This is a genomic window from Streptomyces sp. NPDC059564 (assembly GCF_042735575.1).
Taxonomy (GTDB): domain Bacteria; phylum Actinomycetota; class Actinomycetes; order Streptomycetales; family Streptomycetaceae; genus Streptomyces.
Genome location: NZ_JBHWBP010000225.1, coordinates 1 through 12,614, shown reverse-complemented (window position 1 = coordinate 12,614; position 12,614 = coordinate 1). Strand labels below are relative to the sequence as shown.

Annotated in this window: 12 protein-coding genes and 2 pseudogenes; 6 read left to right on the top strand and 8 right to left on the bottom strand. The window is 69.1% G+C overall.

Annotated elements, in window-relative coordinates:
- Window positions 1–118: 118 nt before the first annotated feature.
- From ACFV0Q_RS28785 to ACFV0Q_RS28770, 4 genes and pseudogenes are all read right to left on the bottom strand, one after another.
- Window positions 119–325, bottom strand: a complete 207-nt coding sequence (locus ACFV0Q_RS28785) for a hypothetical protein (protein WP_385009277.1) — start codon at window positions 323–325, stop codon at window positions 119–121.
- Between the two features lie 438 nt (window positions 326–763).
- Window positions 764–1,120, bottom strand: a complete 357-nt coding sequence (locus tag ACFV0Q_RS28780; protein WP_385009276.1) for a hypothetical protein — start codon at window positions 1,118–1,120, stop codon at window positions 764–766.
- Window positions 1,117–2,064 (bottom strand): annotated as a pseudogene (locus tag ACFV0Q_RS28775) (MerR family transcriptional regulator). Before ACFV0Q_RS28775 ends, ACFV0Q_RS28780 begins: the two are co-directional and overlap by 4 nt.
- A gap of 355 nt (window positions 2,065–2,419) precedes the next feature.
- Entirely contained in the window at window positions 2,420–3,214 is a 795-nt protein-coding gene (locus ACFV0Q_RS28770; protein WP_385009275.1) for a hypothetical protein, read from the bottom strand.
- Between the two features lie 516 nt (window positions 3,215–3,730).
- Here ACFV0Q_RS28770 and ACFV0Q_RS28765 point away from each other — a divergent pair.
- The gene (locus tag ACFV0Q_RS28765; RefSeq protein WP_385009274.1) at window positions 3,731–4,387 is read left to right on the top strand and encodes a hypothetical protein; all 657 of its coding nucleotides are present in this window, start codon (window positions 3,731–3,733) and stop codon (window positions 4,385–4,387) included.
- 83 nt (window positions 4,388–4,470) lie between these two features.
- Here ACFV0Q_RS28765 and ACFV0Q_RS28760 read toward each other — a convergent pair whose 3' ends face one another.
- The gene (locus ACFV0Q_RS28760) at window positions 4,471–5,001 is read right to left on the bottom strand and encodes an NUDIX hydrolase (RefSeq protein WP_385009273.1); all 531 of its coding nucleotides are present in this window, start codon (window positions 4,999–5,001) and stop codon (window positions 4,471–4,473) included.
- A 626-nt stretch (window positions 5,002–5,627) separates the two neighbouring features.
- Here ACFV0Q_RS28760 and ACFV0Q_RS28755 point away from each other — a divergent pair.
- From ACFV0Q_RS28755 to ACFV0Q_RS28745, 3 genes are all read left to right on the top strand, one after another.
- Window positions 5,628–6,863, top strand: a complete 1,236-nt coding sequence (locus tag ACFV0Q_RS28755; RefSeq protein ID WP_385009272.1) for an MFS transporter — start codon at window positions 5,628–5,630, stop codon at window positions 6,861–6,863.
- A 236-nt stretch (window positions 6,864–7,099) separates the two neighbouring features.
- A complete protein-coding gene (locus tag ACFV0Q_RS28750; protein WP_385009271.1) occupies window positions 7,100–7,438 on the top strand; it encodes a restriction endonuclease in 339 nt (112 codons plus the stop codon).
- A 527-nt stretch (window positions 7,439–7,965) separates the two neighbouring features.
- Window positions 7,966–8,655, top strand: coding sequence for a DUF4232 domain-containing protein (locus ACFV0Q_RS28745; RefSeq protein WP_385009270.1), 690 nt, complete (start codon window positions 7,966–7,968; stop codon window positions 8,653–8,655).
- A gap of 138 nt (window positions 8,656–8,793) precedes the next feature.
- On the opposite strand, the pseudogene ACFV0Q_RS28740 reads toward ACFV0Q_RS28745, so the two are convergent.
- Window positions 8,794–9,009 (bottom strand): annotated as a pseudogene (locus tag ACFV0Q_RS28740) (transposase); the annotation flags it as partial.
- An 87-nt stretch (window positions 9,010–9,096) separates the two neighbouring features.
- A complete protein-coding gene (locus ACFV0Q_RS28735) occupies window positions 9,097–9,717 on the bottom strand; it encodes a VOC family protein (protein ID WP_385009269.1) in 621 nt (206 codons plus the stop codon).
- Window positions 9,718–10,387: 670 nt separating this feature from the next.
- On the opposite strand from ACFV0Q_RS28735, the gene ACFV0Q_RS28730 reads away from it, so the two are divergent.
- Both ACFV0Q_RS28730 and ACFV0Q_RS28725 read left to right on the top strand, forming a co-directional pair.
- Window positions 10,388–11,398, top strand: a complete 1,011-nt coding sequence (locus ACFV0Q_RS28730; RefSeq protein WP_385009268.1) for a hypothetical protein — start codon at window positions 10,388–10,390, stop codon at window positions 11,396–11,398.
- A gap of 300 nt (window positions 11,399–11,698) precedes the next feature.
- Window positions 11,699–12,001, top strand: a complete 303-nt coding sequence (locus ACFV0Q_RS28725) for a hypothetical protein (protein ID WP_385009267.1) — start codon at window positions 11,699–11,701, stop codon at window positions 11,999–12,001.
- 189 nt (window positions 12,002–12,190) lie between these two features.
- Here the strand turns inward: ACFV0Q_RS28725 and ACFV0Q_RS28720 are convergent, their stop codons facing one another.
- On the bottom strand, window positions 12,191–12,520 hold the full coding sequence (locus ACFV0Q_RS28720) for a putative quinol monooxygenase (RefSeq protein ID WP_385009266.1): 330 nt from the start codon (window positions 12,518–12,520) through the stop codon (window positions 12,191–12,193).
- Window positions 12,521–12,614 lie beyond the last annotated feature (94 nt).

Below are 12,614 nucleotides of genomic sequence, written 5' to 3'. Positions count from 1 at the left end.
GTGCTGTGCGAGCCACCCAACGATGGATCCCGGCACTGCTGGGGTCCCTGCCCCTCTCGGACCGGGTGCCGCGCTGGGCGCACCGGCCGGACTGGTTGCCCGGCCGTGCGCCGACCGATCACGTGATCGGCTGTGAGGTCCCGTCAGGCAGCGCGCAGGCTTCGCCGGCGTAGGGGCGCGACGTGATCTGTCCGCCCGCGGCCGTGCACTCGTCTCTGGTGATGTTCGGAGATGAGGCCGCTTCAGCGCTGACGGCGCCGACGGCGCTCATGCCGGCAAGGGTCGCCGCGGCCAGGGCGAGGCCCAGGATTCTTCGCATTCGCATGACTTCCTCCTCTCAGGCGCCTCCGTTCGGCCTTCGGGAAGGACAAGTCTCAGGACGACGGCGCCCTACTACTCAGCATGGGCGCTCCCCATGAGGCCCGCGAGACGAGGCCGGGCGCCGCGCCCCGGTCGGAGCCGAACACGGGCGGTGACTGCACCGCCCCGGAAAGACATACGACGGCCGCGATCACTGCGGATCCCAGCCCACACCACGCGCCAGACGCCAGCCGCTGAGTGCACCGCGATGTACTGGTGACCGAGCTGGCACTGGCACGGCAGGTACCTGATACCGATGTGGCAGCCGAGGTGAAGCGGTTCTGCGGCCTCTGGGATGCCGCCGCGCAGGCGCACGACCCGCTGGAGGCGGCATCGAAGCAGCGCAGTCCGCTGACTCCCAGGCGGCGCCTGTCCCGTGTGCCATGGGGCGCCGCGAACCATTTCAGGCAGCCGTCCATGGCACACGGCAGGTGTGGGGGGCCGTTCCCTCTGGACACAGAGCTTTGATCACTGTCTTGCGGATCGCCCGATGTGTCCGCAGGGAACACACCAAGTGGACGCGCAGCTCGATCAGTTGCCGTGCGCCGCTGATCTGAGCAGGGTGTTCCACGGCCCACTGTTCCGCCAGGAAGTCGTACACGTCATCGGTCGACAGCTCGCTCCCGGGATGAGTCTGTGCGGCGGTCTCACTGATGATCCGCGCGCTCCGGGAACCCACAGCGTCCTCAACCAGGTTCTTGACCCATGCCAGCCCCTGCTGGTCGGCGTACAGGCCGAACCTCAGGTCGCGCGCCTTCATCGCATCAGGCCTTTGTGATGGTCGTCATCGCTCTTGGTGAAGACAGCGGTGAAGCAGGAGTAGACGGGAGCGAGCGTTGGTGATGCGGGCCATCCATTGATCGTCGCCAGGAGCCGGCAGTAGCGCTCGGCGTGTGGGTCGGCGGTTGTCCGCAGGCGGGCGAGGAGCCAGCGGCGCAGATCGGTTTCGTCGGCACGTTCGAATGCGTCGGCGTAGAGGTCACCCAGCGAGTCGGTGAGGGGCGTGCCTTCGGCGGAGGCCGGTAGAGGCCGGCGGATGCGGCCTCGTCGATTCGTTCGCGCATCGCCTGGTTGAGAGCGTCGTGCAGAGTGCTGACGTCCTGCTGGGCAGGCTCTTCCACCTGGTTCTCAGCCGTGCGGCGTATCACGGAGCGGAAGTCTGTGTCCTGGCAGAGCCCGACGAGTTCCACCCAGGCCTCGACCTGTTCGGGCGTGGGGTCGTCGGGGAGCTCGGGCATGGCGGAGCGCATCAGGGTCACGAACTCGGGGTTGGTGTGAAGACCTTTGAAGGCCTCGTCGATGAAGTCGGATACCGGTCGGCGTCGTTCGGCCTGGGAGAGCGTGGCGAGTCGGTGCATGAGGTCCATTTCCATGGTGGTGGGGCCGCGTCTGGCGACTGCGCGGAGTACTGCCCGGCGCAGGCGGAGGGTCTGGATCTGTACGTCCAAGGCGTTGGCGTGTGCTTCAGTGACTTCCGCTATGGATGCCTCCCGGCCCAGGACCTTGCGCACGGTCGCCAGATCGAGCCCGAGATCACGCAGCGTGCGGACCAGGTCCAGGCGGGCGAATGCGTCGAGGCCGTAGAGCCGGTATCCCGTCGGTTGGCGGGACGATGCCCTTGTCGGAATAGAACCGGATGGTCTTCACCGTCAAGCCGGTCCGGCGGGATGGTTCTCCGATGGAGTAGAGCGTGTCGCTGTCCATGCCCCCAGCTTGATGTCTCCCCCCACGGGAGACTCAACCGTTCCGGGAATCGCCGCGAGGGCCAGGGGGCTCGGTGCAGCCGCACCGGCCGGTCGCCGCTCTCGAAGCGGGCGGTATCAGCGTGCTCTCCCCCCCCCCCAGGACCACGATCCACGGCGCCCGGAGCTGCTGCGAACCGCCGGGAAGGTCATGGAAGGCGTCGAGGTCACCATCCGCGATGCCGACGGACGACACGTGCCCGACGGCTGGCTCCCCACCGGTGACATCGGGTTCGTCGACGCGGACGGCGGGCGGACTTCCACACAGGCCCTGCGCCCGGTCTCCCAGGCGCAGGGTTGCTTCGAGCTCTGCCTTGCTACCCCTTCGCTCTGGTCAGGTGGACCGCCGCGATGTCGCTCGCGGTGACGGAGACCTGGTAGTCACTGTCGACCGCAGTGGCTGTCGCCTTGACCTCGACGTCACCGGTCTGGAAGGGAGTGGTTCCGGTGGGGTCCGCCTGGGCGCTCCATGCGATGGGCGCCCCGGGTACGCACTTCACCGTGGCGCTGTACGGGCCGCGGATCAGGACGTTCCGCTTGACCTGGGTCACCAAGCCGCCCACGTTCACCTGGACCGGCTTGTTGCAGGTGACCTTGCCGTGCACGGTGGCCTTGCCGTTGAGCGCGCTGGCCTGTCCCGCGACGGACACTCCGACGCCCAGGGAGAGCTCGGCGGGGGCGGTCGGGTTCTTGATGTGCACCTGGCCGCGCAGGGCGGACTCGCCGCCCTCGCAATGCTGCTCGTAGGCGGCGTCGAGGGCCTCGACGTAGCCGTGCGGACCCCAGGTGATCTTCGAGATGGTGAAGGCTCCGGTCAGGGTGTTACAGCCGCGACCGTTGCCGTCGTGACTGAGACCGGGGGCGTCGCTCCCGTTGAACGGGTATCGGGTGGCCCCCTCGTACGTTCCGGTTCGGAGCTCTTGGCCCTGCGGCGCGGCCAGGGATACGGACCACCAGTCGCCGTTGGTGCCGCTGATGCTGATGTCGACCAGCCCGTGGGCAGCGGATCCGGTCACCTGGATCCGGTCCGTGCCCGCGGAGTAGGCATAGGACCCGCCGCCGCTGATGTAGTCCCCCTGGTCACCGCTGAAACTGACGGTTCCCTCCGTCACCGGCTGCGCATGCGCACCGGCCGCTGTCAGAAGGCCACCCGTGGCCAGGGCAAGTGCGAGCCCCAGACCGGTGGCCGTTCGCGCCAGGGTGCGGCGCATCGTTTGTTGCATCAAGATCGAATCCCCCCAGGTGTCATGCGCGGAACCCTGTGCGACGGGCTGCCGTAAGGGCCGCGCAGGGCACGCTACATGCGCCAACTCCTCGTATCCGAGGGTCTGTTGATGTTGGCTGAATCAACAGTCGGGGTCGATCGGGGGAGGGGGTGTCAGGGCGAGCGCGGCGGTCCGCGGCTCGGCCGCCCCATAGTGAAATGCCGCCTCGCCCAGAGATGTGAGGCCGCCTCTGTGTCGGGGCTTCCGGTGCCGGTGCCGTTCCTGCTGTTCGCGCGACTCCTACGATGCCGGCCACCCCGGCGCCGAACGGCCACGACCTGATATCAAGATCCGAACTCGGCCACGCATCACGGAAGTTGATGGTTGCATTGGCCCTCCATCGTTGCGGTGAAGGAGTCGAGAATGAGCGGAATGGCCCCCGCGGATCCGGGTGCAGGCCCTCCCGTACCGGCGGATCCCGGCAGGGGGCGGTCGAGTCGTGCCGGAGAGCTCGCCGCCCTGATCTCCGCGGCCACAGGCGTCGTCGGCCTGCTGCTGGGCTTCTTCGGACTGCCGACCTTCGTGAACTCCCCGACTGCCCGGGCCGTCCAGCCCACCGTCACGGCGACCGTCACCGTGACCGCCGCCGCCCCGTCGAGCGGTTCCGCCGGGTCGGCTCCCAGTGCGCCTCTCAGTGCGGCTCCCTCCACGGGCCAAGGCACCCCGGTGACCAAGACCAACATCCAAATGACGGACGGCTACGCGATCCTGCTCTCGGACGACACCCTCACTCCGAAGAAGGGAGTCAAGGAGGGGCTGGGCTACCAGTACAACTGGGGGTTGATGTCCGACGGCGGAGGCGAACAGCTGTCCAGGCTGGACCCCGGCCAAGCCGGCTCCCTCGAGGTGTGCCGCGCCGAAACCCGCCTCAGCGACAAGATCGACGAAGAGAAGCTGACCAAGGGGACCCAGGTCTGCGTCCGCAAGAGCGGACACGTGGCACTCGCCACCATCCAGGCGGCGCCACAGCAACGCGACGGGAGCCACTACATCACTCTGGACCTGACGGTCTGGCCGTAGGAGCCCATCTCATCTGACGAGCAGAGCAGTCCCGGGCTGTCGAAGGTCACCGTCGTGGCGGGCCCTCGCAGCGCGCGGGCGGTTCAGGCCCTCAAGTCCAGCAGGAGTGCCATCACGCCGACCAGCGTCGCGCTGCTGACGATCTCCCGTCGGGCGATCATGCCGGGGAGGTCGGCCAGCGGGATCCACTCCAGCCGGTCCGACTCGTTGCGTTCCGAGGGCTCGCCGACGCGCCGCGCCCCCTCCGCACGGAACACGAAGTGCCGGGAGTCGGTGATACCGGCCGCAGGCTCCGCGTAGATCAGCTCCCGCATGACCTCCGGACGGTATCCCGTCTCTTCCTCCAGCTCCCGGGCTCCGGCCGCCTCAGGGCTCTCGCCGTCCTCGACCAGGCCCATGGGAAGCTCCCAGGCCCAGGTGTCCGTGACGAAGCGGTGGCGCCACATCATCAGCACCCGCTGTTGGTCGTCCACGGCCGTCGCCACGGCGAGATCCCGCAGCCGTACGACGTCGTAGGCGACGCGGGCGCCGTCCGGCTGCTCCACGTCCAGCGAACGCAGCCGCACCCAGGGAGTGTCGAGAATCGTCCGCTCGCCGTGAACGGTCCATCGCATGTCGTGCCTGCTCTCGCGGTCGGGGCAACGGATCGGCCGTCCGTAGCCTCGCAGCCTGCGCGGCATTCCGTGAAACCTGCCCCCGCTCCCCGGCAGAGTGCTGATGCTGAAGGGGGCCACCGCCGGCTCGGTGCACAGCGTGCCGTCGTGGCCGACGGCTGATCCGCTGTGTGCCCCGCAGGTGTGCCGCGTGCCTCGATCGCGCTGGTCGACCTTCCCTGCGTCGTCTGCCGGACCGGGCGTGCCCTTTAGCGGTTGGCCGTGCCGGGTGCGCGCCGTTTGCGGTGATGGAGGACGTCCGGGACCGAGCGCCAGCCTCGGCTCGGACGGGCGCCCCCCGGACACCGGCGGCGGGATCCGCTGGCGGGTCCTGGTCCGCAGTCGTACCGGGGCGGCGGGTCAGATGATCATGTAGGGCTTCCTCGACCGCGCGCTGCCGCTCACCGCGCGCCGCGGGATCAGGCTGCTGCCGGGCATGGTCATCCTGTTCGCCTGAACCCCGGGCGGATGGGTTCGGCCCCCAGCCGTCGACCATCGGAGATCCACAATCATCTTGCTATTGCGAGTTGGTTGCAATAAGCCTTAGTGGCCCTTGTTCATCGCCTGCCCAGGATGCGGAGCACGCCATGCCCCACCTGCTGCCGGACTCCGGCCCGCAGCGCACCATAGCCGCCTCGAACTTCGTCTACACCGTCGGCAGTGGCCTCTATCTGACCGCGGGGGTGCTCTATTTCACCCAGGCGGTCCGCTTGCCGGCGGCCCAGGTGGGTCTCGGGCTCGGATTCGCAGGCGCCCTCGCGCTCGCGGCGGGGATCGCAGTCGGGCACCTCGCAGACAGGCGCGGTGCAAGGGGTGTTTACACCGCCACCCTCGTAGTCCAGGCGCTGGCCACGGCCGGCTTCCTGCTGGCAGACAGCTTCTGGCCGTTCGTGATCGCGGTGTGTGCGGCCACCGGGGCGAAAGGGGCCGGGCTGGCCGCACGCAGTCCGATCATCCGGTACCACGGAGGGGACCGGCCGCAGGAGTTCCGCGCCTATCTGCGCGCCGTGACCAACATAGGCATCTCCCTGGGCGCCGTGCTGGCGGGGTGGGCCGTACAGGTCGGCACCCACAGCGCCTACCAACTCCTCGTCATCGGGAACGCAGTCGCCTTCGCTGCCTCCGCGGTGATCGTGTTCCGACTGCGCCCGGTCGAACCCGAGCCGGCGGTGCGCGGCCCGCGCTGGAGCGCGCTGCGGGACCGGCCCTACCTCGCGCTCACCGTCCTGGACGGCATCATGGCCATCCAGTTCAAGGTGCTCACCATCGCCATCCCCCTCTGGCTGATCGCGGCCACCGTCGCCCCCCACTGGCTCATCTCGGGCACCATGCTGCTCAACACCGTCGTCGTCATCGCCTGCCAGGTGCGAGCCAGCCGCAGCATCGACACCCCTGCGGCCGGCGCCCTCGCCTACCGCCGTTCCGGCTTCGCCTTCCTCCTGGCCTGCGTGCTGATCTCACTGACCCAGGACATCCCCGCCTGGGCTGCCGCGACGCTCCTGCTGGCCGGAGTCGCCGTCCACACGATCGGCGAACTGTGGCATTCCGCCGCCGGGTTCGAGATCTCCTTCGCCCTCGCGCCCAAGCAGGCCACCGGCCAGTACCTCGGCGTCTTCGGCCTCGGCGCCGGCCTCGCCGAGGCCGTCGGGCCCGCGCTGCTCATCTCCCTGTGCATCACGTGGGGCCGCCCCGGGTGGTACGTCGTGGGAGCGCTGTTCGCCCTCACAGGCCTGGCCGCCCCGCTCGCGGTCCGCTGGGCGGAGCGCCAACGGCAGGGCCGGCAGCCGCAGCCCGAGAGCGCGGAGCGGCAGGTAGCCGCCTGAGGGGGCGTCTTGTCCCCTTGCTGCAGCCGGGATTGAGGGCCTGCCGCAGTCGTCGACGGCGGTGAACCCACTCACCTCGCCCAGTCGATGCCCAGGTCAGCGGGTGTGGTGAGCTGTTCGGGGTTGCGCCGTTTCGGCGGGCTACCTGGTTGCCGATCCGCGGTGTTCGGTGCCGTCGTGAAGGACCTGGACGGCGGCGCGCCCCGGCGGGCGGCCCTCCCGGTGCGACGTACCGAGTGGGGGAGGGTAAGGCCCCGAGTTCCAGTCGGGAACGACCGCCGCGGGTTCGGCGGTCCGCCGACGGGCGGCCCGGAACCTTGCCGGGTCTGCCGACAGCGCGGTTCCGATCGACGTGGTCGTCAACGACGTCGTCGAAGCTTCTCCGCTCCGCGAGCAGGCGGCGGGCCGGGCGGCAACAGTGCAAGCGGTACGCCGCGCACCGCACGGTCGGCAGCCCGGACCTGCGGAAGCTCAACGGCACCGTCCGCGACGAACACGGAGCGGACGTCCCGCTCTTCGTCGCCTCGTGCAAGGTCACCAAGCAGGCCCGCGCCTCGGCTGCCCGACGCAGCTGATGCTCTTCGACGTTGACCTGCTCGGCCTCTGGAACATGGCGCGACCCTGACGGCGCTCCCGGACCTGGACATCGGCCGGTCCGGAACCAACCGGAAGCTGGCTCCGGACAGCTGAGCACCGGCCGTCGAACCCACAGGCAACGTCAACGGCCGGGTCCGACAAGATCCGAAAGAACGCCCTTGCCTCCCGGGCGCGGGTGCGTGCGAGGAGCGTTGAGGAGGGCATGCCACTGCTTCGGGTCAAGATCCACAGGGTTACGGGTCTGTCCCAGCGGACGAGTGGCGCGAACTGGTGCGAAACGGTGGCGGGAATCGCAGTCCCGGCTGGTGGGCGGCTTCCCCCGGCGCCGTGCGCCCGATGGCCGTGCGCGTTGCGTCCGGCTGTGCGTGTAACAGGAAGGTATTAGGTGCGGTCAGGCGGAACGCTTCACCGGCCGGGCGGGTCATGGTGATGAGAAGCGCTCGCTCGTACCGACCCGTACCGACCCGAGCGGCCCACACTGCCAACCCATTCTGAGGAAGCAACGATGCGCCTTCACAAGCTCACCTTCGCAGCCCTGGCCGTAGCCGCCGGTCTCACACTGACGGCGTGCCAGAACGGCGAAGACGGCGCGGCGCAAGGCGGCCCGTCGTCCGCGTCCACCGCGTCCACCCCGTCCTCCGCGTCCACCCCGTCCTCCTCGGGCGGCGGTTCGAGCTCGGGTAGTTCGGATCAGGGCGGCGGGAAGGACTCCGCCGGGACAGGCTCCAACGGGAAGGGTACGGCTGCCGGTACCGGCTCCACCGAGAACGGCAAGGCCGGCAAGTGCCGCACCGACGACCTGGAGATCACGGCGATCGACAGCACCATCGGCGGCGACACCGACGGTACCGTCGCGGTCCAGCTGAAGAACCACGGCAGCCGGGACTGCACGCTCTCCGAGTACGCGGGCGTCGACCTGAAGACCAACGCGGGGTCGCTGTCCGCGCAGCGCACCGGCGAGCACCCCGGACCGGCCGTCCTCAAGAAGGGGGCGACGATCTCCTTCGGCGTCAACTACCCGCTCAACACGTCGGGCGGTTCCGGCGTCCGGATCACGGGGCTCGTGGTGACCCCGCCGGACGAGACGAAGTCGGTCACCCTCGTCTGGCCGGGCGCCGCCACACTGCCCGTCACGGACGGCACCGGCTCCCCGGTCAAGGTCGGCCCGATCGGAAGCGCCGGCCAGGGCGGCTGAAGCGCAGGGGCCGCAGGCATCCCTGATCGCGCTGTGGGCGCTGGGGACGACCACACCCGGCAGGCCATCGAGCGGGCGAAGGCCCCGGCCCTGTTCGTTGCGGCGTTCCGGCGTTCCGGCACTTCGACAACCGTGAACGTCGACGGCCCATCTGATCAGCCGTTCGTGGGCGGTCTGGAACGGGCCGAGCTCGTCGGGCAGGTCCCGCCAGGGCGAGTTGGTGCGGTACTTCCACGCGATGGCCTCGAGCGTTCGGCGGTGATCAGCCCACCGCCGTCCCCGGACCGGATCGGCCGGCATCAGCGGCTCGATCCGGCCCCACATCGCATCAGTGATCACTAATCGGGCAGACACATCCGATCAACTGACCGACCCATCAGAGAGACACGCGCCAGCCAGGAGACCCCAGCCGGCTGCTTCGGCGGGGCAGTCGGGCCCTGGTCAGATCGTGACCGGGCCGTGGGCGGTGGCGAACTCGACCGAGACCAGGCCCGGTTCCTCATCCTCGACCCAGGTGACGTCGATCTGGTCGAGGGGGTGGTCGGCCGGTTCGCCGAGGAATTCGGCGATGGAGGTGGCGTCGCCGGCGATGGAGACCCCGTGGATGGTGGTGGAGGTGCGCGGGTCGGCGCTCGGGCGCTCCTCGATGGGGACCGACCACTGAAGGAAATAGGGCAGTTGAGGGTCCTCCATCAGTTCCAGCAGGCCGATCTGCTTCCACCTCAGGTCGAACCCGTCGGGGCGGACACGGTGGCCCTCGGCCGAGGTGCGGCCGAGGCGGGCCTCGACCGGGGCGATGTCGTCGACGGAGACCACCCAACCGAGCCAGCCGCCGCCCTCGGCGGCGCGGCGCGCGACCGCCTGGCCGAAGGGTGCGCGGTCGGCGGCTGGGTGGTCGAGTGTGGTGACGACCTCGACGTAGGTGCCGCCGCTCAGCGGGAGAATGAAATTGCGGGTGCCGAATCGCGGGTGCACACCCCCGTCGACGAACCCGGCGCCGAGGGCCGATCCGATCCACTGGACAGTCGAGACGAAGCTGTCGCGGGTTACCGCATAGGACACGTGATCAAGTCGCACTGCGCCATCATCACCCGACAACCCGTACAAATCCCGACGCCACGCCCGACGCCACGCCCGCCGCCCCGGCCGCGTCCGCCGTGGATTCAGCCGTGGAGCGGATCGATCATCTTCATCCCGGCGGGGAGGCCCGGCCGAAGCCAGGCAGCAGCGCTGCCGCCTCGTCGAGGCCCACGACCCGCTCTGGACTCCTTTTCGGCGACGGCGTGCAACTGCGACAACAGGGCCTCCTGGATCGCTCGTTGGCGTAGCCACCCTCCGAGCTGCCACTAGGCCCTGTTTGCATGCTGCCCGGCAGCGACCGACCTCACCCGAACGGGACGCACGTTCGATCGACAAGCTCCTTGGGCGGCGCGACAGCGACTTCTCAACCCTGACCGGCCGCACCGCACCGTGATCCTCGGGCCGGGCTGACGCTCACGATCCGGCCTCCCCTGTGCGGGGGAGGCCGGATGATCCGTGGGACGGATGTGATCGGCGCGGGTGACGGGGAATCTTGGAGCGTCGGAAATCGGGATATACGGAGGTCACAGTGGCTCTTCCCGCGAACTCGGAGGTAGGCGGCGTTCTTGGGCCACCGACCGCAAGCCCGGGGCGGATGCTGTGGTGGAGGCGGTGGCACGTATGGGCGCCCAGGGCCGCTGCACTGTGGAGCGTGGTATACGCCGGTGTCGAGGTCACGTGGGCGGCGGCGGGCATCACCGTGCCATGGAAGGAGCACGCCTCATACGCTCCGGCGGTCCAGCTTCTCCTGGCGACCCTCGCCGTCCTGGCCGGCGGGGCTTGCCTGGCCAGCACCCGAACACTTGCCAGGCCTTGCCGGGCTGCGGTGGCGACAGCGCTGATCGCGACGATCCCGGTGTTCGTCGTGGGGACGAATGGCCTGCCGATCTACTTCGTGACGCTGGTAACGCTCTCGGGGGTCGAGAGCGCCACCGGTTTGGCTCAGGTGCTGTTGAACACCCTTGGCGCAGCGCTCCTGCTCCTCGTCGGCTTGTCATACCGCCGACGGCTGCGCGGCGACTGCCCGCGATGCGGGCGGCCGCATGCAGGCGCCACCGACGGCCCGCTCGCCCACCCGGTTGCCTCCCCGGCTCCGAAGCGGACCCGCAGGGCGGTGTACCTGCTCATGTGTGGACTCCTGCCGTGGGCAGGAGTCAAAAGCATCTGGACGCTGGGCGGCGACGCACTCGGCGTCTCGGCCGATGATTGGCAGCGGACGACGAGCGTCGGCGCGTCGGGGCCGTCGAAGGCGGCCGCGGAGGCGGGGATCGACGTGACCGTGCTGGCTGCGATGGTCGGAGTCTTCCTGCTGCTGGGGCTGCTCTACGTGTGGGGGCAGGTGTTCCCCCGCTGGACGCTGATCCTGTCCGAACGGCGGGTGCCGCGGCTGCTGCCGTTGATCCCGGCCTGGCTGACCGGCATCCCCCTGACGATGTACGGAGCCGTCCTCATCGTCATGGCCCCGCTCTTCGCCGTCGGCGTGCTACCCGCGATCAAGCCGTCCCCGCCGTTCACCACCAGCTCGGGGATCACCTGGATGGTCGAGTTCGGTGGCCTGGCATTCGCCGGTCTCGGCATCGGCCTCATCGTGGCCGCTCGCTCCTATGCCACCCGCACCCACCCCGCCTGTGCCAGCGCCATGGCAACGAAGCGGCCCGAGTAGCCGGATATCGGAACGTCAGCCCCCTGCTGGCGATCGACTCGTGACGGGCGGCGGTTCCCGGCCGAAGCGGGCACGAGCACCCCCTCTGCCAGGACGCCACGATCGTCCGCCCTACGACGTCCACCTCCTCGAAGCCGCGTTGGCGTCGGGGGCACCACACGCAGAATGAGCTTCCACAACTCGTCCGGCACCAGCTTCTGCACCACATCCAAACCCTTACGACGAGGGCCCGGCCGACAGAGCCAATGAGAAGGGGCCGATGCTGTCCTGGACACATCCCAACAAGCGCCATGGGCAGCGATGACCGACTGCCTACAGGCTGTATTCGGCATGCTCGGCCCAGCGGAGAATCGTTTCGCTGATCCTGCTGCCTGGATCCGCCTGGAGCAGGAGGTCGGCAGAAGTCTTCCTGCGGACTACAAGGCGATCGTCGACGCGTACGCCCCCGTCCAGCTCAACGGGCACCTCGGTCCTTCCTCCCGCCCAGCCTGCGCGTGGCGGAACCTGGGCGAAGAGATCCGGTCGGATGCGGAAGGCTGGAACGAGTGGCGGGCGTGGGAGGTGGATGACCTGGAACCCGATGAGGATCCCTGCGTCATCTGAAACGGCCCGCAGCTCACCTTCGGCACCGCCGACGGCCTCATGCTCCTTGCCGACACGGCCCGGAAGGAGAGTGGATTTCGCAGTCCTTCCTGTCCGCGGTGGCCGATTCGCGGTGGATGCTGCTTCGGCTGTGGGGTTTGAGTTCCGCTCCACTCGGTTCGGTGCATGGCACCTGTCGTGGGCTCCGTCTCAGGCGTGAACCGGTTCAGCCCTGGGATACGGGCTGAGCATGGTGTCGAAGTAGCCCTCCGGGGCTCCCTCCAGGAAGGTCGAGAGGTTTTCCAGGAAGGCGCGCAGCGGGGGCGTCGCGTTGTGCCGGTCCAGGTCTTCCTGCGAGCGCCAGACCTCGTACAGGAAGAAGCGGCCGTCCTCCTGCTCGTGGAGGTGGTACTGCAGGTTGCCGGGCTCCTGCCTGGTGGGTTCCACGAAGGAGGAGAGGATGCGCCGGACGTCGTCCGTGCGCTCCGGCCTGGGGCGGAGGAAACCGTAGAGGGCGATGGGGTGTTCCGTGTTCGTCATGGCCCTCACGCTAAGATCTCACATCAATGTGAGATTCAAGGGTTTGTGAGGGGCGCCACATGAAGATCGGCGAGCTCGCCGCAGCGACGGACAC

Bases quoted from the DNA above. Each gene is read 5' to 3' on its own strand.
- ACFV0Q_RS28785 (WP_385009277.1), bottom strand. From the start codon at position 325: ATGCGAATGCGAAGAATCCTGGGCCTCGCCCTGGCCGCGGCGACCCTT.
- ACFV0Q_RS28780 (WP_385009276.1), bottom strand. From the start codon at position 1,120: ATGAAGGCGCGCGACCTGAGGTTCGGCCTGTACGCCGACCAGCAGGGG.
- ACFV0Q_RS28765 (WP_385009274.1), top strand. From the start codon at position 3,731: ATGAGCGGAATGGCCCCCGCGGATCCGGGTGCAGGCCCTCCCGTACCG.
- ACFV0Q_RS28760 (WP_385009273.1), bottom strand. From the start codon at position 5,001: ATGCGATGGACCGTTCACGGCGAGCGGACGATTCTCGACACTCCCTGG.
- ACFV0Q_RS28755 (WP_385009272.1), top strand. From the start codon at position 5,628: ATGCCCCACCTGCTGCCGGACTCCGGCCCGCAGCGCACCATAGCCGCC.
- ACFV0Q_RS28745 (WP_385009270.1), top strand. From the start codon at position 7,966: ATGCGCCTTCACAAGCTCACCTTCGCAGCCCTGGCCGTAGCCGCCGGT.
- ACFV0Q_RS28725 (WP_385009267.1), top strand. From the start codon at position 11,699: ATGACCGACTGCCTACAGGCTGTATTCGGCATGCTCGGCCCAGCGGAG.
- ACFV0Q_RS28720 (WP_385009266.1), bottom strand. From the start codon at position 12,520: ATGACGAACACGGAACACCCCATCGCCCTCTACGGTTTCCTCCGCCCC.